We start from the raw sequence: 22563 nt of genomic DNA on the forward strand, positions 1-22563 counted from the left end.
ACACGGTTAGCATCAATCCTTTGCCGATGGGAGAAAAACCGCAAAGCCTTGGGCCGGGAGCGGAACGCCGCGTTCCCAATGCTTCCGGGGGCGTCCTCCCGTCTGTTCGCCGGTGCGAAAACCCGCGCCAAAGCGGTGGGGAGGCGCTAAGATCGGCCGGGCGGCCACGCACCGGAAATTGTGAAGAAATCAGGCATCAAAAGGCTCAAAAGGACATGCTCTCCACCAAGGACATCGTTTTGTCGGCCCTGTTCGCGGCCATCGTCGCGGCGCTCGGGCTGTTGCCGCCCATCCCGCTGGGCTTCCTGCCGGTGCCCATCACCGCCCAGACGCTGGGGGTGATGCTGGCCGGTGCGCTGCTGGGGCCGAAACGGGCGGCGGTGGCGCTGGGCGTGTTCGTGCTGCTGGTGGCGGCGGGGCTGCCGCTGCTGGCCGGCGGACGCGGCGGCATCGGCGTCTTCCTGGGGCCGACCGGCGGTTTCGTGCTGGCCTTTCCGCTGGCCGCCGCCGCCGTCGGCTTTCTGACCGAACGGTTCGACGGGGCCGGGCGCCCGCTGGTGCTGTTCGCTGCCTGTGTTCTGGGCGGCATCGGGGTGGTGTACGCCATCGGCATTCCGTGGCTGGCGCTGGTGGGCGGGCTCGATCCCATGAAGGCGGCCACCGGCTCCATGGCCTTCGTCCCCGGCGACGTCATCAAGGCGGGGGTTGCCGCCTTTGTGGCCGCGGGCGTGCGCCGCGCCCATCCCACGCTGCTGGCGCGGGGCTGACGGCGTGCCCGACACAGCGCTCAGGGTTCCCCATTCCCTGGCCGCCCCGGTCCTGGACCATGCCGCCGCGGCCCCGGATCGGGCGGCGGTGTGGCTGGGGGACCGGGCGGTCACCTATGGCGCCCTGGCGGCGGGCATCCGGCGGATGGCGGCCTCCGTCGCCACCCTGCCGGGACCGGCCCCGCGGGTGGGCATCCGCCAGGGCAACGGCCCGGCCTTTCTGGAAAACTTCTTCGGCATCGTCGCCGCGGGCGGCACCGCCGTGCTGCTGGACCCGAAATGGAGCGCCGATCAGACCGCCCACGCGCTGGCCACCGCCCAACCGCTGCGCATCGCCGACGGTTCGTCCTGGCCCCCGGCGGACGGGGGTGGGGCGTTTGAACCGGGGCCGGTCGATCCCGCCACACCTTTTCTGATCGGTTTCACCTCGGGCACCACCGGGCGGCCCAAGGCGTTCATCCGCGATCAGGCGTCGTGGTTCGCCACCCTGGACGCCAGCCGGGTGGAATTCGCCATCAATGCCGATGACGGCGTGCTGGTGCCGGGGCCGCTTGTCCATGGGCTTGGCCTCTATGGCGCGGTGGAGGCGCTGTGCGCCGGCGCCTCGGTTCATCTTCTGGAGAGCTTCGACGCCGCTGCGGCGTTGGACGCCATGGCGCGGCACGGGCTGACCACCCTGGTGGCGGTACCGACCATGCTGGTGAAGGTCCTGGAGACGGCGGCGGCGCGTGGCGCGGTGCTTCCGGCCATGCGCCGGGTGATCTCCTCCGGCGCCAAGCTGTCGCCGCTGGTGCACGAGCGGCTGGCCGGTGCTTTCCCCAACGCCGGGGTGTTCGAATACTACGGCGCGTCGGAACTCAGCTTCGTCAGCGTCATGGCGTCCCGTGAGGGCGGGCCGGCGGACAGCGTGGGCCGCCCCTTCCACGGGGTGACGGTGGAACTGCGCGGCGACGGCGGCGCCCCGGTTCCCATGGGAGAGGTGGGGCAGGTCTGGGTGCGCTCGGCCATGCTGTGCTCCGGCTACATTGGCGGGACCGGCGACGGGGCGGGGTTCCGCGCCGCTGACGGCTGGGGCACCGTGGGTGACCGCGGGTGGTTCGACGCTGCCGGCTGGCTGCACCTGATCGGGCGCGAAGGCGACATGCTGATTTCCGGCGGCCTCAACATCTACCCCGCCGAGGTGGAGGCGGTGCTGCGCGCCCACCCGCTGGTGGCCGAGGCGGTGGTCACCGGCCTTCCCGATCCCCTGTGGGGCGATGTGGTGACGGCGGTGCTGTGGTGGCGTGGACCTGAGCGGGCCGGCGCCGAGGCCCTGCGCGCCTGGGTCCGCGAACGGTTGGAGGCATACAAGACCCCCCGCCTCCTGTTCGCCGCCGCCGACACCCCCCTGACCGGCAGCGGCAAGATCGCCCGCGCGGTGGTCCGCGGCTGGGCGCAGGACGGCTCGCCCCTGTTGTCGGAGATCGTGTGATGCCGCGCGCGGTGATCGTGGCGGCCCGCCGCACCCCCATCGGGCGCATCGGCGGGGTGCTGCGGGGGCTGCCGGTGGAGGATCTGGCGGCCCCGGTGATCCGCGCCGTCCTGGCCGACGCCCGCCTGGACGGTGCGGCGGTGGACGAGGTGATCCTGGGCAACGCCGTCGGTCCCGGCGGCAACGTCGCCCGCCTGTCGGCGCTGGCCGCCGGGCTGCCGGTATCGGTGCCCGGCGTCACCGTTGACCGCCAGTGCGGATCGGGGCTGGAGGCGATCAACCACGCCGCCCGCCTGATCGAATCCGGCGCCTGCACCGTCTGTCTGGCCGGCGGGGTGGAGAGCACCAGCACCGCCCCCTGGCGCATGGCCCGGCCCGACGGCCCCCATGGCCTGCCGCGCCCCTACGCCCGCGCCCGCTTCGCCCCCGACGCGGTGGGCGACCCCGACATGGGCGTGGCGGCGGAAAACGTCGCCGACGCCTTCGCCATCACCCGCGACCGTCAGGACGCCTATGCCCTGACCAGCCACCGCCGGGCGGTGGCGGCCCAGGCCGCCGGGCGCTTCACCCGCGAGATCGTGCCCCTGGTCCTGGCCGATGGCCGCACCGTGGACCGCGACGAATGCCCCCGTCCCGACACCTCCCTGGACAAGCTGGCCCGCCTGAAGCCGGTCTTCCGCGACGGCGGCACGGTGACGGCGGGCAACGCCTGCCCGGTCAACGACGGGGCCGCGGTGGTGGCGCTGGTGTCGGAGGAGCGGTTCCGCAGCCTGGGCCTGTCCCGCGGCCTTGTGGTGGTGGACTCATCGTCGGCTGGGGTAGAACCGGCCTTGCTGGGCACCGGCCCGATCCCGGCGGTGCGCAAGCTGCTGGCCCGCACCCCCTCCCTGCGGCTGGCGGATCTGGCCCAGGTGGAATTCAACGAGGCGTTCGCGTCCCAGGTTCTGGCCTGTCTCGACACGCTGGGGCTGGACCCGGCGCGGGTGTGCCCCCATGGCGGCGCGCTGGCGCTGGGGCACCCCTATGGCGCGTCGGGGGCGGTGCTGATGACCCGCCTGTTCACCGACCTTGCCCCCGGCGCGCAGGGGCTTGCGACGCTGGGCATCGGCGGCGGGCTGGGTCTGGCCACGCTGGTGGAGGCGGTGGGGGAAGGGTGATCCGCCGGCCCGTCAGGCTCCGCGGAGGAGGCGCTTGCCGAAGCGCAGCGGACGCCCGTCGATGCAGACCAGGCCGGCGGCGATCAGCGCCATGCCCGCCCCGTGCTGCAGCGTGTGGGCCTCCAGCACGCCGAACAGCGGGGTGGTGGGGTTGAGGATGGCGACAAGGCCGCTGGGCGATCTGCGTCTGCCCCCACACGATCAGGCAGAAGGGGATCACGTTGTTGAGCAGCCCGATGCCGAAGAACGCCCGCCATACCCGGCCCGTCCGGGGCAGGACCGGCTGACCGTTGCCTGCACGCCGGGGTTCGCCGTGCAGTGGCTGGTCCCCCGTCCGGGCCGGTTCGAGGCGGCCAACCCCGGCGTCGATGTGCGCATCAGCGCGTCCAACCGCCTGTGCGATTTCGTGCGGGACGGCATTGATCTGGCGATCCGCCACGGGATCGGCCCGCACGAGGGGCTGGTGGGGGAACGGCTGATCGGTGACGATCTGGTGCCGGAAGCCATGGACCGGCCCGCCGTGGCGGCCTTCCGGTCCATGGCTTCCGGCCGAGAGCGGGGCGGTCAGGCCACCTCCCCCAGAACCTCCCCGATCACCCCCGCCATTTCGCCGATCTGCCCCTCTTCCACGATCAGCGGCGGCGACAGGGCGATGATGTCGCCGGTCACGCGGATCAGCAGGCCGCGTTCGAAGCAGCGCACGAACACCTCGTACGCCCGCTTGCCCGGCCCGTCGGCCCGCGGGGCCAGTTCGATGGCGCCCACCAGCCCGATGCTGCGGGTGTCGGTGACGTGGGGGTGGCCGGCCAGACCGTGGATGGCGTCGGCCCACCGGGTTTCCAGCGTGCGGGCGCGCTCGAACAGCCCTTCGGCGGCATAGACGTCCAGGGTGGCTTCCGCCGCGGCGCAGGCCAGCGGGTGGGCGGAATAGGTGTAGCCGTGGAACAGCTCGATCACATGGTCCGGCCCGGTCATCAGCGCATCGTGAACGTGGCGGCGGGCGAACACCGCCCCCATCGGCACGGTGCCGTTGGTGATGCCCTTGGCCGTGGTCACCAGATCGGGCACCACCCCGAACCGCTCCACCCCGAACGAGGCACCCAGGCGGCCGAAGCCCGTGATCACCTCGTCGAAGATCAGCAGGATGCCGTGCTTGGCGGTGATCTCCCGCAGCCGTTCCAGATAGCCCACCGGCGGTAGCAGCACGCCGGTCGATCCCGCCACCGGCTCCACGATCACCGCGGCGATGGTGTCGGGGCCGTGCAGCGCCACCAGCCGCTCCAGATCCTCGGCCAGATGGGCGCCCCAGGCCGGCTGCCCGCGGGTGTGGGGCTGGTGCTCGCGGCTGTAGGTGTGGGGCAGGTGGTCCACCCCGGCCAGCAGCGGGCCGAAGGTGCGGCGGTTGGACACGATGCCCCCCACCGAGATCCCGCCGAAGCCCACGCCGTGATAGCCCCGTTCGCGCCCGATCAGCCGGGTCCGCTGCCCCTCGCCGCGGGCGCGGTGATAGGCCAGCGCGATCTTCAGCGCCGTGTCCACCGATTCCGACCCGGAATTGGTGAAGAACACATGGTCCAGATCCCCCGGCATCAGCGCCGCCAGCCGCGAGGCCAGGGCAAAGGCCCGCGGGTGCCCCATCTGGAAGGTGGGGGCGAAGTCCAGCTCCGCCGCCTGTTCCTGGATGGCCCGCACGATGGGCGCGCGGGCGTGGCCGGCGTTGCAGCACCACAGGCCCGCGGTGCCGTCGAGAATCCGCCGCCCGTCGTGGCTGGTGTAGTGCATGTCCTGCGCCGAGGCCAGCAGGCGCGGGGCCGCCTTGAACTGCCGGTTGGCCGTGAACGGCATCCAGAAGGCCGAAAGATCGTTGGGGGTGCTGACCGTCATGATCGCTTCCTCGTTCCCTTCCCTGGTAAAGCGGGGCCAGTGCCTTGATGGGCGGCGCTTTTTTGTCCCCGGTCACACGCTTGTATCCGTGTTCTTATCTTTGACAGCATAGCTGCGGTTCAGCCCGCCCCACAACCGCCCGTCGCGGGGGGACGGGTGTTCCGCACGATGATTGGCCGGCAGGGAACGGGGATGCACAGGATCGGGTCGGGGGCCGCGGCGGCGGCCGTTCTGTGCGGCGGCGCCATCGCCTGCGCCACCATCCTCTGCGCCGCCCTTGCCGGCCCCCGTCCCGCGGCGGCCCAGGCCGTGCGGGTGGACACCGTGAGCGGCTGGGTGGTGGTCTGCCAGGGGGAGGAACCGATCCGCCGCTGCTCCGCCGCCCGCCCCGCCCCCTTTTCCGACGCCCAGGGGCGGGAGCACACGGTCACCTTCAACCTGATGCGCGACGGGGGATGCACCACCCTGACGGGCGTGTTCGACCAGCCCATCGACCCGAACCGCCCGGTGTGGCTGGTGGTGGACGGCGGCCCACGGCTGGAGTTCTCCGCCGTCCCGGCGGGGGAGGGGGCGGACTTCCAGCGTTTCCTGACCCGTGCCGGCGGCGGCCCCGCACCATCCGGCACGGGCGTTGCCCCGCCCGGCATGGTGAAGGAGACGCGGCGGGTCGGCATCACCTGCGCCGGCATGCGCGGGCTGCTGCCGCGTCTGGCCGCCGGATCGGCCCTGCACCTGGAATTCAGCCCCGCCGGCATGGGGCGGCGGGTGCAGCCTTATCACTGGCCGGCGCTGTCCGCCCGGGCGGTGGACGTGCCGCTGTCCGACGTGCTGGCCCGGCTGACCCGTCATCTGCAAACGCCCTGACGGAAAAAGGGCGTCCCGCACCGGAACGCCCCCTGGTCCATAACCGGGATGAGGCCGGGTCAGAACCCGGACGCCTGCCGGATCATGCGGTTGCCGCAGCCCCCCGCCCACGCGGCCATGCTGGGGTCAAGCGCCGCCCATGTGCGCCGCCGTACCGCGATCTGGCGGCGGCAGTCCTGGGAACAGTAAAGCGGTGCCGGCCCGCGCCGGGATGCACGCTTGAACGGACGCCCGCAACAGGCGCAATAGAGGGTATCCATGGACTCCTCCCGGATGTGTGATCCGAATTCGTCTTTGTTGCTCTTCTTTCCGGCGCCGATCCTGAATCGAAAGACCGGCGCCTGACCAGACCGGAAAAAGTTATATGGCCGGAGAGAAGAGGAATAAATCTGTACCGATGGTGACTCACCTATTGGGGAAGTCCAAGGGTTTACGGAAAAAATCAGCGTCTGCGCGTCATTCTGACGCAATAATTTCTGGCGCAGTGCCAGAAAAAATGGTGCGGAGCCGAACCCGTTTTTGCAGTTGCTCAGTATTTCTCGCCACAACTATACTTCGTGCTTATGCCGTCCGGTTCGGAAATCGGTGCTTCGCCCATTGGCATAGGCGCGCAGGATCCCTATTTCCCCCTGACGCCGGGGATCACGTGCCGACGGCCAGCCTTCCCCATTCCCGCCGCCTTGAGACACGAGGAACCTTCAGCCATGAAGATCCCCGCGATCCGCGCCCTGCTGCACGGCGAAGCCGCCGCCGGGCTGATCCTGGTCATCGCCGCCGCCATCGCCATGGTCTGGGCCAATTCCTCCGCCGCCCCCCTGTACGATGCCCTGCTGGCGCTGCCCGTGGGCATCCGGGTGGGCGATGGGGGGCTGGTCAAGCCGCTGGTCCTGTGGATCAACGACGGGCTGATGGCGGTCTTCTTCCTGTACGTCGGCCTGGAGATCAAGCGGGAGGTGCGCGAGGGGCAATTGTCCAGCCGCGCCCGCGCCACCCTGCCGGGCATCGCCGCGGTGGGCGGCATGGTGGCCCCGGCGCTGGTCTATGCCCTGTTCAATCACGACGATCCCCAGCGGCTGAACGGCTGGGCCATCCCGGCGGCCACCGACATCGCCTTTGCCATCGGCGTGCTGGCCCTGGCGGGGTCGAAGGTGCCGGCGTCGCTGCGGGTGTTCCTGCTGGCGCTGGCGATCATGGACGACCTGGGGGCGATCATCATCATCGCCGCCTTCTACACCTCGCAGATTTCCTCGGGCGCGCTGGGTCTGGCGGCGGTGGCGCTGCTGGCGCTGGCGTGGATGAACATCATCGGCGTGCGGCGGCTGGCGCCGTACCTGCTGGTGGGGGCGTTCCTGTGGGTCTGCGTGCTGAAGTCGGGCGTGCACGCCACCCTGGCCGGCGTGGCGCTGGCCTTCGCCATTCCCATGACGCCCGGCGGCGCCGATCCGAAAGCGTCCGCCAAGGCCACGCCGCTGGCGGTGCTGGAACACGCGCTGCACCCGTGGGTGACGTTCGTCATCATGCCGGTGTTCGCGCTGGCCAACGCCGGCGTGCCGCTGGCCGGGGTCAGCCTGGGCGTGCTGGCCGAACCGCTGCCGCTGGGGATCATGCTGGGCCTGTTCCTGGGCAAGCAGGCGGGGGTGATGCTGACGGCGTGGCTGGCGGTGCGGGCCGGGGTCTGCGCCATGCCGGCGGGGGCCACGTGGCGGCAGTTCTACGGGGTGGCGCTGCTGACCGGTATCGGCTTTACCATGAGCCTGTTTATCGGCAATCTGGCCTTCTCCTCCCCCGAATACGCGGTGGAGGTGCGGCTGGGGGTGCTGGCCGGCTCCATCGCGTCGGCGCTGGCCGGGTATCTGGTGCTGGCGACCGCCCCCCGCCGCGGGACCGCGCGGGTGAGCCGGGAAGCGGCGGCATAGCCGGGATACCCGGCCCAGGAACATCGGGGCACCCTGCGGGGTTGTTCCTAGCGCAACCGTTCGAACGAGGCATCGTCCCATGGACCTGATCCGCATCATCCTGGCCGTCCTGCTGCCGCCGTTGGGCGTGTTCATGCAGGTGGGATTCGGCCTGCACTTCTGGATCAACATCCTGCTGACGCTGCTGGGTTATTTTCCCGGCATCGTCCACGCCATCTATGTCATCGTGAAATACAAGTGACCCCCGCGCGGGCGAAGGGCGGCCATGCGGCTTGACTCCGGGCGGGGTTGACGTGGATCAAGGCTTCTTTCCGCATCCCTCTGCACTGTGGCGTCCATGACCGTGATCGCTCCCCCTGCTTCGTGCTCTCCGGCTGCCGGTTTCGACGGGCTGGACGCCGCCCTTCTCGCCAAGTACGACGGCCTGCGCGTGCCGCGCTACACCAGCTATCCCACCGCGCCCCATTTCGGGCCGGCGGTGGGGCCGGACCAGTACGCCGGCTGGCTGGCGCAGTTGGACCCGGAACGGGCGGGGTCGCTGTACCTGCACGTGCCGTTCTGCAAGGCCATGTGCTGGTATTGCGGCTGCCACACCAAGATCGTGGCCCGCTATGACCCGATCGCCGAGTACCTGGGGCACCTGCGCCGCGAGGTCGGCATGGTGGCCGACACCATTCCGGGCCGGCTGAAGATCCGCCACATCCATTTCGGCGGCGGCACGCCGACCATGATGGCGCCCGCCGATTTCGAATCCCTGATCGCGCTGCTGCGCCAGCGGTTCGACGTGCTGCCCGACGCCGAGATCGCGGTGGAGATCGACCCCCGCACCCTGACCGAAGCCATGGCCCAGGCGCTGGGCCGGGCCGGCGTCAACCGCGCCTCGCTGGGCGTGCAGGATTTCGACGAGGGCGTGCAGAAGGCGGTCAACCGCCTCCAGCCCCTGGCGATGACCGAGCGGGCGGTGGGCTGGCTGCGGGCCAACGGTATCAAGGCCATCAACCTGGACCTGATGTACGGGCTGCCGCTGCAAACGGTGGACAGCGTGGCGCGGTCGGCGGAAATCGCGCTGGGCCTCGATCCCGCGCGGCTGGCGGTGTTCGGCTATGCCCACGTGCCGTGGATGAAGAGCCACCAGAAAAAGATCGACGAATCCGCCCTGGCCGACAGCCTGGGCCGCTGGCGCCAGTTCTCGGCCATCGCGTCGGTTCTGGGGGCGGGCGGCTACCGCCTGATCGGGCTGGACCACTTCGCCCGGCCCGAGGACGAGCTGTCGGTCATGCAGGCGGCGGGCAAGCTGCACCGCAATTTCCAGGGCTACACCACCGATGACGCGGAGGTGCTGCTGGGCTTCGGCGCCTCGTCCATCGGCGAGCTGCCGCAGGGCTACATCCAGAACGCCGTTCCCTTCGACCAGTATGCCCAGGCCATCGAGGCCGGGCGCTTCGCCATCGCCAAGGGCTATGCCCTGGCCGGCGATGACCGGGTGCGCCGCGCGGCCATCGTGCGGCTGATGTGCGATTTGTCGGTGGACGTCGGCGCGGTCGCCACGGCCCACGGCTACGACGCCGGCTTCTTCGACGCCGAACTGGCGGGCATGGGGGATCTGGTGGCCGACGGGGTGGCGGCGGTGGACGGGCGGCGGGTGACCGTGCCCGACAGTGCCCAGCCGCTGATGCGCATCGTCGCCGCGCGTTTCGATACCTATCTGTCCACCGGCGCCGGGCGGCACAGCCGGGCGGTGTGACGCCGGCGAGGGGTGAACCGTTCACGATGCCGGGCCCATGGGGTGAAAGGCATCGTGAACGGGATGGCCATGCGCGCCGGCGTTATTTGCCGATGCTGAACGTACCGGCCTGCGCGTTGGAATGATCCGCCGTGACGGCACTCCAGGAGCCGGTGGACACCGTGCCGCCGCCCACCGTGCCGGACACGACGCCGCCCATGGCGCTCCCGACGATGTTGCCGGAATAAGCCGCCACGATGCCCTGCTTATAATTGGCGATCGCAATGCTGAGGGACGAGCCGGAACCGATCTGGCTGATGACGCCCGTAAACCCGCCATCGACGGTCAGCAGACCGTTGGCATCCACGGTCATCGTGAACTTGTAGGCATCCTGTCCCTGCCACTATTGAGTGACAACCCATTCACCGGCAGTGACGGAAGATTGTGCATTCGACATAAACTGCTCCCATAAAAGGAATTTCGTGTATTTATTCATACTGATGCGTGTGCTTTTTGCACAAGAGGGATGCTATGCTTGCAAAAAATAACCGTCAAATAGATTCTCAAAAATAATGCGGAAATTTGCGCATAATGGTTACATGTTAACTCATTTTACAATGCATTCATTCTTATTCTATTGGGGATGGATTTAAAAAATTATCATATCAGATAAATTTATCTTGGGATCATGGTGGGAAGGCGAGTTTTTCCCGAGGGAGAGAGGGGTCGAGCCAGTCTTCGACATGATTTGTTGCGTCACGCCCACCGTTTCCACCGCCACCCGTAATACCTCTTGCATTTGGCGGCGGGGGCGGCAATAGTGCGGGCGGGAGGCTGGCGGCGGACGAGTCCCTCGCCAACCCGGTCAGGTCCGGAAGGAAGCAGCCGCAACGAGTTACGGCTCGGGTCGTTCGTCCAGCCTCCCACCCTCCTTTCATCATCGGTGGTTTTTTAAAGCCAAGACGGCGTTGGAACGCTATGGTGCGTCCGCCGTCTTATCGTCGTGTCTTCAGGGACCGGGTGCCGCGTGACCGAACTGGTTTCTTCTTCCGAGGATGTTGCCGGCGCCCCCGCCGTCTACCGCGTGCTGGCGCGCAAATACCGCCCGCGCACCTTCGACGAGCTGATCGGTCAGGACGCGCTGGTCCGCACGCTGACCAATGCCATCACCTCGGGCCGCATTGCCCAGGCATTCATGCTGACCGGCGTGCGCGGGGTGGGCAAGACCACCACCGCCCGCATCATCGCCCGCGCGCTGAACTGCACCGGACCCGACGGTCGCGGCGGCCCCACGGTCACGCCGTGCGGCGTGTGCGACAACTGCCGCGCCATCGCCGAGGACCGCCACGTCGATGTGATGGAGATGGACGCCGCCAGCCACACCGGCGTGGACGACATCCGCGAGATCATCGACGGCGTGCGCTATGCCCCGGTGGCGGCGCGCTACAAGCTCTACATCATCGACGAAGTGCACATGCTGTCGCGCAGCGCCTTCAACGCGCTGCTGAAGACGCTGGAAGAACCGCCGGCCCATGTGAAGTTCGTCTTCGCCACCACCGAAATCCGCAAGGTGCCGGTGACGGTGCTGTCCCGCTGCCAGCGCTTCGACCTGCGCCGTGTCGATGCCGCGGTGCTGAAAGAGCACTTCACCCGCATCACCGAGACGGAGGGGGCGGCCATCGAGCCGGACGCCGCCGCCCTGATCGCGCGCGCCGCCGACGGGTCGGTGCGCGACGGGCTGTCGCTGCTGGATCAGGCCATAGCCTTGAGCGGCGGCGGGGCGGTGTCGGCGCAGCAGGTGCGCGACATGCTGGGGCTGGCCGACCGCAGCCGGGTGATCGACCTGTTCGACGCCGCCGTCACCGCCAAGCCGGCGGACGCGCTGGCCATCCTGGCCGACCTGCACCGGGTGGGCGCCGACCCGGTGGTGATCGTCCAGGATCTGCTGGACCTGACCCACAACCTGACCCGGCTGAAGGTGGTGCCCGGCACCGCCGCCGACCCCTCGCTGCCCGAAGCGGAGCGGACCCGCGGGGCATCCCTGTCCGGTGCCCTGTCCATGCCGGCGCTGACGCGGGCGTGGCAGATGCTGCTGAAAGGGCTGGGGGAGGTGCAGGCCGCCCCGGTGCCGCAGCAGGCGCTTGAGATGGTCATCATCCGCCTGAGCTACGCCGCCGACCTGCCCACGCCGGGCGACCTGATCCGCCAGTTGCAGAACAGCGGTGGCGGGGCCGGGGGCGGTGGGCGCGCCATGGCGGCCCCACCGGCGTCCGTCCCATCCGTTTCAGGGCCGTCCGCCATGGCGGCTCCGGCGTCCGCCCAGGCCATGGCCCCCCGCGGGGGCGGGCCGGTGGCGGTGGCCGGTGCCGCGGCGCCGCGGGCGCAGGCGTCCGCCCCCGTCCCGGAGGCGCACGACGATGCCGGCCTGTCGCCCATGCCGCGCGATTTCCGCGCGCTGGTCACCCTGTTCGCCGAGCGGCGGGAAGGGGCGCTGTACGGCCATCTGTACAGTGCGGTGCATCTGGTGCGCATGGAGCCGGGCCGGCTGGTCATCCGCCCCACGCACGCCGCCCCGCCCAACGTCGCCAACCGTGTCGGCGCCCTGCTCAGCGAATGGACCGGGCACCGCTGGGTGGTGGTGGTCAGCGACGAGCGCGGCCAGCCCACGCTCGCCGAAGAGGTCAACCAGGCCCAGGCCCAGGCGCTGGCGGCGGCGGAGGCCAACCCGGTGGTGCGCGCCGTGCTCGACCTGTTCCCCGGCGCCAAGATCGCCGAGGTGCGGGATCTGGCCGCCCAGGTGGCGGAGGAAGCCGCCGGCGGCGGTGAGGAATCGGCGGGATTCCTGCCGGCCCCCGTTGATGGCGACGGGGTGGGCGACGATGTGAGTGATGACGTGGGTTTCTACCCGCTCGACTGACGCCGCCGCGCCCCCGGCGCCCGGCGTGTTTTTCCCCATGGAGTGAGAGTAAGACGATGAAGAACCTTGGCCAGATGATGAAGCAGGCCCAGCAGATGCAGTCCAAGATGCAGGAAATGCAGGCCAAGCTGGCCGATGTCGAGGTCTCGGGCCAGTCGGGCGCCGGCATGGTCAGCGTCACCGTCAACGGCAAGGGCGAGATGAAGTCGGTCAAGCTGTCCAAGGAGATCGTCAACCCCGACGACGTGGAGATGCTGGAAGACCTGATCGTCGCCGCCTTCAACGACGCCAAGAAGAAGGTCGAGGATCACGTGGCCGAGGAAACCTCCAAGCTGATGGGCGGGCTGAAGCTGCCGCCGGGCATCAAGCTGCCGTTCTGATCCCATTATGACCGGGCCGGAAATCGAACGGCTGATCCAGCTTCTGGCCAAGCTGCCGGGGCTGGGGCCGCGTTCGGCGCGCCGCGCGGTGCTTCACCTGATGAAGCGCCGCGATGGGCTGCTGGTGCCGCTGTCGGAGGCGATGGCGGCGGCGGCGGAGGCCATCCGCACGTGCCCCGTGTGCGGCAACCTGGACAGCCGCTCGCCCTGCACCGTCTGCGCCGACCCCACCCGCGACCGCACCACCGTGTGCGTGGTGGAGGATGCGGGCGACCTGTGGGCGCTGGAACGCACCCGCAGCTACCGCGGCCTGTACCACGTGCTGGGCGGCACCCTGTCGGCCCTGCACGGCGTCGGTCCCGACGACCTGACCATCGACGCGCTGGTGGACCGGGCCAGGGGCGGGGAGATCCGGGAAATCATCCTGGCGCTCAACGCCACCGTGGACGGCCAGACCACGGCGCACGTGGTCACCGACCGTCTGGCCGGCACCGGCGTCAGCCTGTCGCGGCTGGCCCATGGCGTGCCGGTGGGGGGTGAGCTGGATTACCTGGACGATGGCACCTTGACGGCGGCGCTGAAGGCGCGGCGCCCGTTCTGACGCCCTTCGGGCCGGCTTTTTCCTCCGCAGCCTGACAGCGGTTGTGCGGCACAGCCATCGGGAAGCCGCGGGATGCCGCACCCCGTCACCGCTTCATCAGCGCGAACACGCCCCATCCCAGGTATTCGCGCGTGTACGTGGCGTAGCGTTGGGGTTCCGCGGTCAAGGTGGCGCGGACCTCCGGCGCGAAGGGGTCGGCGGGGTTGGCGTCAAGCCATCGGCGCATGGTGAGCCATTTGGCCGCCTCGTACCGGTCCCAGCCGTCCTGGTCGGCCAGAACCATTTCAACGACGTCGTAGCCGAGGCCGCCGAAGGACGCGAGGAGGTCCGGGAGCGGGAGAAAGTCGGAGACCGCGTTGGCCAGACACCCCTTGGCCACATCCTCCGTCGGCGGCACCTGCCGCCAATAGGGTTCGCCGATGAGGATGATCCCGCCGGCCCGCAGGCTGTGCGCCAGCAGGCCGATGGTGCCGGCAACCCCGCCGCCGATCCATGTGGCACCGACACAGGCGGCCACGCTGGCCTTTGCGTCAGAGACGTAGCCGGCGGCATCGCCATGGATGAAGTGGACGCGGCCGGCGACACCGAGTTCGGCAGCGCGGCGTTTCGCGTGCTCGGTGAACAGCGCGCTCATGTCGATGCCGGTGATCCCGTGATCGCGTGCCCAGGTGCACAGCATCTCCCCCGAACCGCTGCCGAGGTCGAGCACCCTGGCCCCCGCCTCCAGACGCAGGGCCGCGCCGAGGGTGGCGAGCTTTTCGGGGGTGATCGGGTTGTGGATGCGGTGGGCGCTTTCCGTGATGGTGAAGATCCGAGGAATGTCCACGGCGGAAGATGTCCTGAAAAGAGGGGTGAAACGAGGGCGTCATGGCTTCGGTGGCTTGCGGGGGCGCACGGGAAGACGCATGCCCCGGGCCGGGACCGCCCACCATCAGTATCGGCGTGGCGGCTTGTGTTGTGCAAGCGGTGCGGGGACCGCAGACGGAACGCCGCCGCCCCGTCTGTGGCAGGGGAGGGCCGGCTTAACCAAAGGATGCGGGGGCCGCCATCATGGATGGGCTGGATCTGGTCATCAGCTTCTGCACCGCCCCGGCCCCTCAGGCCGCGCTGGCGTGCGATGCGGCGGCGCGTGCCAGATCCGCCAATGCCCCGGCCATGCGGGTGAACACCCCGTTCCAGTCGCCGCGCGCCGTCTGGCGGAACAGGCGCATGGTGGGGTACCAGGGGGTTGCCTCCCCCGACAATCCCCAGCGCCAGTCGGGCACCGCCTGCAGCGCCACCCACACCGGGCGCCCCAGGGCGCCGGCCAGGTGGGCCGGGGCGGTGCAGGAGCTGATGACCAGATCCAGCCCGTCCATGATGGCGGCGCTGTCCATGAAATCCGTGACCTGGGGGCCGGGGTCGGCCATCAGCGGCGGCAGGGGCGGCCCACCGTCCAGATCCCCGCGCCCGTCCCCCTGTTGCAGGACGACGAACTCCACCCCCTCCACGGCGAACAGCGGGGCGAAGGCGGCCAGCCCCGGCGAGCGGGTGCGGTCCTTGCGGTAGGTGGGGTTGCCGGCCCACACGATGCCCACCCGCAGGGGCGCCCGCCGCGGCCCCAATTGCGGCGCCCAGGCCGCCGTGACCGCGGGATCGGCGGCCAGATACGGCACGGCGGCGGGAATCGAGCCGATCCGGGTGCCGAACAGCCGCGGCAGGCTGAGCAGCGGGCAATGGAAATCCACCGGTGGCACCGAATCGCCTTCGAACAGGCGCTGGACCGGCAGCCCCGCCGTCAGCCGGTCCAGGGAGCGGGGCAGGGACAACACCACCTCCGCCCCGGCCTGCACCAGCAGCGGAACGTAGCGGGCGAACTGGATGGTGTCGCCCACCCCCTGTTCGGCGTGGATCAGGATGCGGCACCCATCCAGCACCTCGCCGCGCCAGGACGGGAAGGGATAGCGGGTGTGGCCGTGCTGAAAATCACGGGTCAGCCACCGCCATTCGTACTCGTCCCACCCTTCGGCGAACCGGCCCTGGCTCAGCAGGACCAGGGACAGGTTCCAGTGGCTGTCGGCATGGGTGGGCTGGAGCCGGATCGCCTGACGGTATGCCCGCTCCGCCGCCCCCAGCCGTCCCAGGTCGTGGCACAGAAGTCCCAGATTGTAGCGGGTGGGGGCATGGTCGGGGTTCAGCCTGGCGGCGGTGCGGTAGGCGGTCTCCGCCTCCTCCAGCCGTTCCTCGGCGTGCAGCACGGTGGCGAGGTTGTAGTGGGCGACCGCACTCTGGGGCATCAGGGCCACGGCCCGGCGGTAACACCGTTCGGCCGTTCCTGGCTGCCCCTGGCGTTCGTGCATGGTGCCCAGATTGAGGCAGGCGTCGGCCAGGGCCGGTTCCAGCGCCAGCGCCCGGCGGTAGGCCCGCACCGCCTCGCCCGCGCGGCCCAGCCCGCTCAGCGCGTTGCCGTGATGGTGATGCGCCTCGGCCAGCAGGGGATCGGCGGACGCGGCACCGCCCAGAATGCGCTCGGCCTCGGTGAAGCGTTTCTGCTCGCACAGAACGCCCCCCAGGGTCACGGCATAAGCGGGAACCGGATCCACCCGAAGGGCGCGCCGGATCAGCGGTGCGCCGGCGTCGGCCTGTCCCATCTGGCTCAGCCCCAGCCCCAGCAGATGCAGGACGGCATCGTCACCGGGCTGCGCGCACAGCAACGCGCGGTAATGGAAAACCGCATCCCCCACACATCCGGCACGGTGCAGGCCAACAGCCGTATCAAGGCGCTGCTGAAGCGTTGATGGGGATAAGATTGAAGACATGCGGCACCGGCACGGAATCAAGCGGTGGAAGCACCATGACTCTCAAATTGTAATGAAGTGGTTAAGCACAAAAAATCATGCTTTTATTAATTGGTTATCAGGGGATGGAAGCTGTTGGTTTATGATTATTAACTAAAATTATTATGCGAACACGAGTTTGAATCAAAACGTTGATCAGAAAGAAAATGATATCAAGGGAAAATAAAATAATTACGCGCACGAAAAATACCCATGATAGGCGCTTGACCCGCGCGGGCGGCTTTGGTGCAGTGGTATGCGAAAACCGGAAATTGCATCTTCCCGCATGTGTTTTCGTGGGACGGCGGCTCTCCGCGCTGCCACACATCGCCGGTGCGCGCGCTCGTGCATTCGGCCTGAAGAACAGGGTTCACCGATGGTTTCACCCAACCGCGACGCCTCCCAGGTCACCGACGCCGTGACCCAGCATCCGGGCGGCCTGCCCGAAACGGTCGTCTCTCCCATATCGCCGGAGATGGTCGCGGCGATCAGAAAAATGCAGATGCAATCCGTGCTGGATCAGATGAAGAACAACCGTCCCGAGAATCGGCCCGGCGATGTGGGTGCCGTAAGGATCATGCCTCTCATGGGCACCGAACCGCCGGTCCGTGGGGGCTGAGCGCTCTTCCCCCCCTGGGCCGCCATAAACGACAAGCCCCCGAAAGGCGGTGCCTTTCGGGGGCTTGTCGTGGTGCCGGATACAGGAATCGAACCCGTGACCTTCTGATTACAAATCAGCTGCTCTACCGGCTGAGCTAATCCGGCGGACCTGTTGACAAACAAGGCCGACACTAAAGATCGAACGCCTCAAAGGCAAGAGCTAAGCATGCCGTACGCAGGGTCATCGCATTTGCCCAAGGATGGATCTTGCGAAGTCGTCGGACCATCCTGAGCGTTTTCGCTTACGGCGGACGGAGACGTCAGGTCGGGCGCGGTTGAGGACGTTGAGGGCGAGCTTGCGCAGGGTAGCGAGGTTTTCCGGGCCGTGATCCTTTCGGTTTCTGGCGCGGTCCTCGTCGAAGGTAACGTCGAGAACCCAATGGAGGCCGTTCTCCACCGACCAGTGTGCCCGAGCGGCGTTGAGGTACTCTTCGGCGCCAAGCGGTCGCGAGGCGAGGTGATAGTGGCGGGTGACGGTGGTTTTGCCATTGCGTTCGATGGCGGCCTCGATCATGCCCAGGCAGGCCATGTCGGGGAGCAGAACCGGCTCCGAGCAAGCCGACTTGGGACCGCGCAGCCAACTCAGGTCGTGGCTGACCCAAGCCCGGCGGGTCTCGATACGGCCGTGATCAGCATCGGTGGTTTCGTACGTATTCAATTCGGCCAGCGTCAGCGGATCGGCGAAATAGTCCACCACCATGCCATGCAGGGCGGGGTGGTTGGCCTTGAGCCGCAGAAGGTAGTCGCCCCCTTGGTCGCGAATGATGCGCGCGGTGTCCATTTGGCAATGGATGGCGTCGGCGGTCACCAGCCATCCCGTCAGGTCCATGCATCCCAGCAAGGCCCGCGCCGCCACGATCTCGCTGTCGCCCTCGGCCACCCGGAAGCTCTGCTGGCCCACCACCACGCGCGTGGCCGAGGCGAACGCCGTGACCACCGCCAGCGGGTTGGCGCGCGCCGCGTCGTCGAAGGAGCGGCGTAGCGTCTTGCCGTCGATGGCGAGCACGCCCGCGCCTGCCGCCCCCAGTTCGTCCAGAAACCGCCCGAAGCACGCCGCAAAGGCGGCCGGATCGAGAAGCCGGAAGATCCGCGAGAATGTATCGTGGCTCGGAATCCCGTTCTCCAGCCGCAAGAAGTCCCGGAACAAAGCCTCCCGATCCACCGCAAAATCGGCATAGTCCGAACAGCTCTCAGCCCCGCAGATCGACGCCGTCAGCGCGATCGCGAGAACCTCAAGGAGGTCGTGCCGCTTGGCGTTCCCAGTGCGAGGGTCTGGTAATGCGGCAAACACTTTGGCGTACCACGACATCGGGGGCTCCTCCTCTGACAGTCAGAGCTTCCCTACAGAATCCTTTTCAGAGCGCCGCGCTACCGTCTTTTCTCAAATGCGATTCCCCTGATGCCGTACGCGGAACACAAGGAGGCTGCGGTCAGGATGGGGACGGCAGCGAGCGGCTGCGCATCCATGCCCAGGGCGTGGGCGATTCACGGAAGCACAAGGATGCCAGATAGGTGTTCGTTTCCAACCCGTTGGTCAGCCATTCCGGCAACGGTCCGTGATAGCCGCGCGCGTGGCCGATGCGCACGATGTCGTGGGTGGCGGCAAAGCGGGCGCAAAAGGCATCGGGATCACGGTCGGGCTGGCGCTCGTGTATTTCCACGATGATGTCCATATCCCGCAGGGCCGGAGCCTGGGTGGGATCGAGCAAGGCGAATTCGGCCCCCTCGATGTCGCAGAACAGCAGAGCCCGCTTGCCTGCAAAGGCCGCGAAATCGGTGATGCTGAACAGTTCCCCTACGGAAATGCGGTCCTGGACGCCGTTCGCTGCCGCCAGCGCGGCGCATTTCGCCCGTGCATCCGGCAGAATATCGAAGGCATGGACCTGAGCCTGCGGCAGAAGGCGGGCCAGGCCGACGCTGTAATAACCTTCCGCACAGCCGATGTTGATGACGGTATCGTACGCGCGGGCAGCGCTTTCGCGAACCGCATCGTGCAGTTCGTGCTCATATGCCCCCATGTAGCGCGACAACAGATACGGCGTTACGATTTGCGGAGGGAGCACCATACCTTGGAACGGACCGCCGTAAACAAATGGTCCAGAGCGCTCCAAATATTGGCGAACAAGCTGATAACTGCGAATAACGGTGGCATTGAGAATAATATTGTTGAGTTTGTACTCTGCTACACGGTCTTTGTCGAGAATTTCTCTGATTTGTGTGAGAAAAAATTCGACTTCTTCGGTATTCATTATGGATCCTTGGACGCCACAGGGCGAATGCCGCGTTGATAGCAAAGACCGGTAAGGCCATCCCTGGTATCGGGATGGCCTTACCGGTGCGCGACAGTAGCGGGATTGATGAAACTTGTCACGTGCGGCGGGCCGGTGGCCATGAACCGGAAACAAGCCGGCCCGCCGGAAATGGCCGAGCGATACGCGTCCTATTGCCGCAGGCGGGCGACCTCGTACAGCGCCACCGCGGCGGCGTTGGACACGTTGAGGCTTGCCACCGGACCGCCGGTGGGCAGGCGCACCACTTCGTCGCAGCGCTCGCGGGTCAGGCGGCGCAGGCCCGCACCCTCGGCTCCCAGCACCAGCGCCGCCCGGCCGGTCAGATCCACCTGGGCCAGTGTCCGCTCGCCCCCTTCGTCCAGGCCGACGCACCAGAAGCCCGCCTGCTGCAGCTCGCCCAGGGCACGGGCCAGATTGGTCACCCGCACCAGCGGCACGGCTTCCAGGGCGCCCGACGCGCTCTTGGCCAGCACGCCGGTCACTTCGGGCGCGTGACGTTCGGTGACCACCACCGCCACGGCGCCGAAGGCCGAGGCCGACCGCAGGATGGCGCCCACATTGTGGGGGTCGGTCACCTGATCCAGCACCACCACCACCGCCGAGGCGCCCAGAGCCGGGTCGGCCACGATGTCGGCGATGTCCTGTTCGGGCAGCGGGGCGGCGTCCAGCGCCATGCCCTGATGCACGGCGCCGGGGGGCAGCAGCCGGTCGATGTCGGGGCGCTCCACCCGCGACGGTTCGGGCACGCGGCACCCCTGGGCGCGGGCGGCGTCGAGCGCGGGCGTGATGGCGGCCAGCCCGGCTTCTGTCACCAGCAGCCGGCGGCAGCGCCGGTCCGGGTTGGTCAGCGCCGCCGCCACCGGGTGAAGGCCGTAGAGCCAGCCGCCCGCGGGGGCGGACGGCGGACGGCGGCCATCGGACGGGGCCGGGCGCCGGTCCGCGGGGGGGCGGGAACCGTGCGAAGAGGGCGGGGGAGAGGCGCGGCGAGAGGACATGGGGATGGCTGCCGGAACGATGGGGGGAGAGGGGGCGCAAAACGCGCCGTTCGATTTTTTTATGGTCGCCCGAAGAAAGTGCGTTGACAAGCCCCGAAAAATCCGCATATTCGCGGCTCCGAGCCGGACGCAAACACAAGCCGGACGGACCCATGGAAGGGTGGCCGAGTGGTTAATGGCAGCAGACTGTAAATCTGCCCTCTTAGGAGTACGTAGGTTCGAATCCTACCCCTTCCACCAAAATTCAAAGGCTTAGCCGGGATCGAAACCGGGTGGCCGCGCCGGCGGGGCTTGATAGGCGGGTGTAGCTCAATGGTAGAGCAGAAGCCTTCCAAGCTTACGACGAGGGTTCGATTCCCTTCACCCGCTCCAGCCCGTGCGCGCTTCCCAGAGACGATGCCGGCTGGCCTTATCACTGTGCCTCGCGAACGTCGGGAACGAAAGAAGCAGCCATGGCCAAGGCGAAATTCGAGCGGAACAAGCCTCACTGCAACGTCGGCACCATCGGCCACGTGGACCACGGCAAGACGTCGCTGACCGCGGCGATCACCAAGGTTCTGGCTGAAAAGGGCGGTGCGACCTTCACCGCCTACGACCAGATCGACAAGGCGCCGGAAGAAAAGGCGCGCGGCATCACCATCTCCACCGCGCACGTGGAATACGAGACGGACAACCGTCACTACGCCCACGTGGACTGCCCCGGCCACGCCGATTATGTGAAGAACATGATCACCGGTGCCGCGCAGATGGACGGCGCGATCCTGGTGTGCTCGGCCGCCGACGGCCCGATGCCGCAGACCCGCGAACACATCCTGCTGGCCCGTCAGGTGGGCGTGCCCGCCATCGTCGTCTTCCTGAACAAGGTGGACATGGTGGACGATCCCGAGCTGCTGGATCTGGTCGAGCTGGAAGTGCGCGAGCTGCTGTCCTCGTACAACTTCCCCGGCGACGACATTCCGATCGTCAAGGGCTCGGCCCTGTGCGCCCTGGAAGACCGCAGCCCCGAAATCGGCCGCGACGCCATCCTGGCGCTGATGGCCGAGGTGGACCGCTACATCCCGCAGCCGGAACGCCCGGTTGACCGTCCGTTCCTGATGCCGATCGAAGACGTGTTCTCGATCTCCGGCCGCGGCACCGTGGTGACCGGCCGCGTCGAGCGCGGGATCGTCAAGGTCGGCGAGGAAGTGGAAATCGTCGGCCTGAAGGCCACCGTGAAGACCACGGTGACCGGCGTCGAAATGTTCCGCAAGCTGCTCGACCAGGGCCAGGCCGGCGACAACATCGGCGCGCTGCTGCGCGGCACCAAGCGTGAAGACGTCGAGCGCGGCCAGGTCCTGGCGAAGCCCGGCACCATCACCCCGCACACCAAGTTCAAGGCCGAAGCCTACATCCTGACCAAGGAAGAAGGCGGCCGCCACACCCCGTTCTTCTCCAACTACCGGCCGCAGTTCTACTTCCGCACCACCGACGTCACCGGTCAGGTCGTCCTGCCGGAAGGCACCGAGATGGTGATGCCCGGCGACAACGTCGCCGTGGAAGTCCACCTGATCGCCCCCATCGCCATGGACGAAGGTCTGCGCTTCGCCATCCGCGAGGGTGGCCGCACCGTCGGCGCCGGCGTTGTTGCCAAGATCATCGAGTAAGTCTGTAGGGCCTTCCCGCCGCCGGTCCTAAAAAAACCGGCGGTGGTGATTTTCCGCTGGAACCACGGTGGGAAATCCGCTATACCGCCCTCCGCCCTCCGGGGTTGCTGGGTCGGATGGGGCGATAGGAGTGTAGCTCAATTGGTAGAGCACCGGTCTCCAAAACCGGGGGCTGGGGGTTCGAGCCCCTCCACTCCTGCCATCCCCTCTTATGATCCGGCCGCGTTAGGGCATTACAAGGCGGACTGACCGCCGATCCGGAGCTGGCACGTACCGCACGATGGCTAAACTGAATCCGACAGAGTTCGCACGCGACGTGCGCCGCGAGGCTGCCCGAGTGACGTGGCCGACGCGCAAGGAAACGGCCATCACCACCGCCATGGTTTTCGTCATGGTGGTTGTCGCCGCCATCTTCTTCCTCATCGTCGATCAGGTGCTCGGCTTTGGCGTGCGTCTGGTTCTGGGTCTGGGGAGCTAA

Annotated in this window: 21 protein-coding genes, 4 tRNA genes, 1 other RNA gene and 1 pseudogene; 18 read left to right on the forward strand and 9 right to left on the reverse strand. The window is 68.1% G+C overall.

The features are described from left to right. Positions 1-215: 215 nt before the first annotated feature. The 4 genes and pseudogenes from M2352_RS05645 to M2352_RS26485 form a co-directional block, all read left to right on the forward strand. Positions 216-767: a biotin transporter BioY gene (locus M2352_RS05645; RefSeq protein WP_264663523.1), complete on the forward strand. Its 552-nt coding sequence runs from the start codon at positions 216-218 to the stop codon at positions 765-767. Between the two features lie 4 nt (positions 768-771). Continuing rightward, entirely contained in the window at positions 772-2238 is a 1467-nt protein-coding gene (locus M2352_RS05650; protein ID WP_264663524.1) for an AMP-binding protein, read from the forward strand. After that, a complete protein-coding gene (locus M2352_RS05655) occupies positions 2238-3395 on the forward strand; it encodes a thiolase family protein (RefSeq protein ID WP_264663525.1) in 1158 nt (385 codons plus the stop codon). The genes M2352_RS05650 and M2352_RS05655 overlap by 1 nt, the downstream gene beginning before the upstream one ends. 157 nt (positions 3396-3552) lie before the next feature. Continuing rightward, a pseudogene (locus M2352_RS26485) lies at positions 3553-3831 on the forward strand (LysR substrate-binding domain-containing protein); the annotation flags it as partial. A 128-nt stretch (positions 3832-3959) separates the two neighbouring features. Here the strand turns inward: M2352_RS26485 and M2352_RS05670 are convergent. Beyond that, on the reverse strand, positions 3960-5279 hold the full coding sequence (locus tag M2352_RS05670; protein ID WP_264663526.1) for an aspartate aminotransferase family protein: 1320 nt from the start codon (positions 5277-5279) through the stop codon (positions 3960-3962). A 192-nt stretch (positions 5280-5471) separates the two neighbouring features. On the opposite strand from M2352_RS05670, the gene M2352_RS05675 reads away from it, so the two are divergent. Continuing rightward, on the forward strand, positions 5472-6143 hold the full coding sequence (locus M2352_RS05675; protein WP_264663527.1) for a hypothetical protein: 672 nt from the start codon (positions 5472-5474) through the stop codon (positions 6141-6143). 59 nt (positions 6144-6202) lie between these two features. On the opposite strand, the gene M2352_RS05680 is transcribed toward M2352_RS05675, so the two are convergent. Continuing rightward, a complete protein-coding gene (locus M2352_RS05680; RefSeq protein ID WP_264663528.1) occupies positions 6203-6403 on the reverse strand; it encodes a hypothetical protein in 201 nt (66 codons plus the stop codon). Between the two features lie 444 nt (positions 6404-6847). On the opposite strand from M2352_RS05680, the gene nhaA reads away from it, so the two are divergent. From nhaA to hemN, 3 genes are all read left to right on the forward strand, one after another. Beyond that, a complete protein-coding gene (gene nhaA, locus M2352_RS05685; protein WP_264663529.1) occupies positions 6848-8059 on the forward strand; it encodes a Na+/H+ antiporter NhaA in 1212 nt (403 codons plus the stop codon). 79 nt (positions 8060-8138) lie between these two features. Next, the gene (locus M2352_RS05690; protein ID WP_264663530.1) at positions 8139-8300 is read left to right on the forward strand and encodes a YqaE/Pmp3 family membrane protein; all 162 of its coding nucleotides are present in this window, start codon (positions 8139-8141) and stop codon (positions 8298-8300) included. 96 nt (positions 8301-8396) lie between these two features. Next, the gene (gene hemN / locus M2352_RS05695) at positions 8397-9803 is read left to right on the forward strand and encodes an oxygen-independent coproporphyrinogen III oxidase (protein WP_264663531.1); all 1407 of its coding nucleotides are present in this window, start codon (positions 8397-8399) and stop codon (positions 9801-9803) included. An 82-nt stretch (positions 9804-9885) separates the two neighbouring features. Here the strand turns inward: hemN and M2352_RS05700 are convergent, their stop codons facing one another. Next, entirely contained in the window at positions 9886-10155 is a 270-nt protein-coding gene (locus M2352_RS05700; protein WP_264663532.1) for a hypothetical protein, read from the reverse strand. A gap of 456 nt (positions 10156-10611) precedes the next feature. Between M2352_RS05700 and ffs the strand changes: the two genes are divergently transcribed. The 4 genes from ffs (at position 10612) to recR (ending at position 13680) form a co-directional block, all read left to right on the forward strand. Beyond that, positions 10612-10709: signal recognition particle sRNA small type (gene ffs / locus M2352_RS05705), an RNA gene on the forward strand. Positions 10710-10809: 100 nt separating this feature from the next. After that, positions 10810-12699, forward strand: coding sequence for a DNA polymerase III subunit gamma/tau (locus M2352_RS05710; RefSeq protein ID WP_264663533.1), 1890 nt, complete (start codon positions 10810-10812; stop codon positions 12697-12699). 56 nt (positions 12700-12755) lie between these two features. Next, entirely contained in the window at positions 12756-13079 is a 324-nt protein-coding gene (locus M2352_RS05715) for a YbaB/EbfC family nucleoid-associated protein (RefSeq protein ID WP_264663534.1), read from the forward strand. Positions 13080-13086: 7 nt separating this feature from the next. Next, positions 13087-13680 (forward strand): recombination mediator RecR, encoded by a 594-nt coding sequence (recR, locus tag M2352_RS05720; protein ID WP_264663535.1) that lies wholly within the window; start codon positions 13087-13089, stop codon positions 13678-13680. A gap of 85 nt (positions 13681-13765) precedes the next feature. Here recR and M2352_RS05725 read toward each other — a convergent pair whose 3' ends face one another. After that, positions 13766-14506 carry an SAM-dependent methyltransferase gene (locus M2352_RS05725; protein ID WP_264663536.1) on the reverse strand — a complete coding sequence of 247 codons (741 nt, stop codon included), beginning with the start codon at positions 14504-14506 and terminating at the stop codon, positions 13766-13768. Between the two features lie 271 nt (positions 14507-14777). Next, positions 14778-16403, reverse strand: coding sequence for a tetratricopeptide repeat-containing glycosyltransferase family protein (locus M2352_RS05730; protein ID WP_264663537.1), 1626 nt, complete (start codon positions 16401-16403; stop codon positions 14778-14780). Positions 16404-16872: 469 nt separating this feature from the next. On the opposite strand from M2352_RS05730, the gene M2352_RS05735 reads away from it, so the two are divergent. Then, positions 16873-17115 carry a hypothetical protein gene (locus tag M2352_RS05735; protein ID WP_264663538.1) on the forward strand — a complete coding sequence of 81 codons (243 nt, stop codon included), beginning with the start codon at positions 16873-16875 and terminating at the stop codon, positions 17113-17115. Between the two features lie 70 nt (positions 17116-17185). Here the strand turns inward: M2352_RS05735 and M2352_RS05740 are convergent. From M2352_RS05740 to rlmB, 4 genes are all read right to left on the reverse strand, one after another. Further along, a tRNA-Thr gene (locus M2352_RS05740) sits at positions 17186-17261 on the reverse strand. A gap of 76 nt (positions 17262-17337) precedes the next feature. Then, positions 17338-18465, reverse strand: coding sequence for an ISAs1 family transposase (locus tag M2352_RS05745; protein ID WP_264663417.1), 1128 nt, complete (start codon positions 18463-18465; stop codon positions 17338-17340). Positions 18466-18586: 121 nt separating this feature from the next. After that, entirely contained in the window at positions 18587-19405 is an 819-nt protein-coding gene (locus tag M2352_RS05750) for a class I SAM-dependent methyltransferase (RefSeq protein WP_264663539.1), read from the reverse strand. Between the two features lie 191 nt (positions 19406-19596). Next, positions 19597-20442: a 23S rRNA (guanosine(2251)-2'-O)-methyltransferase RlmB gene (gene rlmB, locus M2352_RS05755; RefSeq protein ID WP_264663540.1), complete on the reverse strand. Its 846-nt coding sequence runs from the start codon at positions 20440-20442 to the stop codon at positions 19597-19599. Between the two features lie 154 nt (positions 20443-20596). Here rlmB and M2352_RS05760 point away from each other — a divergent pair. The 5 genes from M2352_RS05760 (at position 20597) to secE (ending at position 22563) form a co-directional block, all read left to right on the forward strand. Then, positions 20597-20682: transfer RNA gene (locus M2352_RS05760), tRNA-Tyr, on the forward strand. 58 nt (positions 20683-20740) lie between these two features. Further along, positions 20741-20814, forward strand: a tRNA-Gly gene (locus tag M2352_RS05765). 80 nt (positions 20815-20894) lie between these two features. Then, positions 20895-22085, forward strand: a complete 1191-nt coding sequence (gene tuf / locus M2352_RS05770; protein WP_264663541.1) for an elongation factor Tu — start codon at positions 20895-20897, stop codon at positions 22083-22085. 126 nt (positions 22086-22211) lie between these two features. Continuing rightward, positions 22212-22287: transfer RNA gene (locus M2352_RS05775), tRNA-Trp, on the forward strand. A 78-nt stretch (positions 22288-22365) separates the two neighbouring features. Further along, positions 22366-22563: a preprotein translocase subunit SecE gene (secE, locus tag M2352_RS05780; RefSeq protein ID WP_264663542.1), complete on the forward strand. Its 198-nt coding sequence runs from the start codon at positions 22366-22368 to the stop codon at positions 22561-22563.

This window comes from Azospirillum fermentarium, from assembly GCF_025961205.1.
Taxonomy (GTDB): Bacteria; Pseudomonadota; Alphaproteobacteria; order Azospirillales; family Azospirillaceae; genus Azospirillum; species Azospirillum fermentarium.

Coding starts and splice junctions, on each gene's coding strand:
- M2352_RS05645 (WP_264663523.1), top strand. CDS start 216: ATGCTCTCCACCAAGGACATCGTTTTGTCGGCCCTGTTCGCGGCCATC.
- M2352_RS05655 (WP_264663525.1), top strand. CDS start 2,238: ATGCCGCGCGCGGTGATCGTGGCGGCCCGCCGCACCCCCATCGGGCGC.
- M2352_RS05670 (WP_264663526.1), bottom strand. CDS start 5,279: ATGACGGTCAGCACCCCCAACGATCTTTCGGCCTTCTGGATGCCGTTC.
- M2352_RS05675 (WP_264663527.1), top strand. CDS start 5,472: ATGCACAGGATCGGGTCGGGGGCCGCGGCGGCGGCCGTTCTGTGCGGC.
- M2352_RS05680 (WP_264663528.1), bottom strand. CDS start 6,403: ATGGATACCCTCTATTGCGCCTGTTGCGGGCGTCCGTTCAAGCGTGCA.
- nhaA (WP_264663529.1), top strand. CDS start 6,848: ATGAAGATCCCCGCGATCCGCGCCCTGCTGCACGGCGAAGCCGCCGCC.
- M2352_RS05690 (WP_264663530.1), top strand. CDS start 8,139: ATGGACCTGATCCGCATCATCCTGGCCGTCCTGCTGCCGCCGTTGGGC.
- hemN (WP_264663531.1), top strand. CDS start 8,397: ATGACCGTGATCGCTCCCCCTGCTTCGTGCTCTCCGGCTGCCGGTTTC.
- M2352_RS05700 (WP_264663532.1), bottom strand. CDS start 10,155: ATGACCGTGGATGCCAACGGTCTGCTGACCGTCGATGGCGGGTTTACG.
- M2352_RS05715 (WP_264663534.1), top strand. CDS start 12,756: ATGAAGAACCTTGGCCAGATGATGAAGCAGGCCCAGCAGATGCAGTCC.
- recR (WP_264663535.1), top strand. CDS start 13,087: ATGACCGGGCCGGAAATCGAACGGCTGATCCAGCTTCTGGCCAAGCTG.
- M2352_RS05735 (WP_264663538.1), top strand. CDS start 16,873: ATGGTTTCACCCAACCGCGACGCCTCCCAGGTCACCGACGCCGTGACC.
- M2352_RS05745 (WP_264663417.1), bottom strand. CDS start 18,465: ATGTCGTGGTACGCCAAAGTGTTTGCCGCATTACCAGACCCTCGCACT.
- M2352_RS05750 (WP_264663539.1), bottom strand. CDS start 19,405: ATGAATACCGAAGAAGTCGAATTTTTTCTCACACAAATCAGAGAAATT.
- rlmB (WP_264663540.1), bottom strand. CDS start 20,442: ATGTCCTCTCGCCGCGCCTCTCCCCCGCCCTCTTCGCACGGTTCCCGC.
- tuf (WP_264663541.1), top strand. CDS start 20,895: ATGGCCAAGGCGAAATTCGAGCGGAACAAGCCTCACTGCAACGTCGGC.
- secE (WP_264663542.1), top strand. CDS start 22,366: ATGGCTAAACTGAATCCGACAGAGTTCGCACGCGACGTGCGCCGCGAG.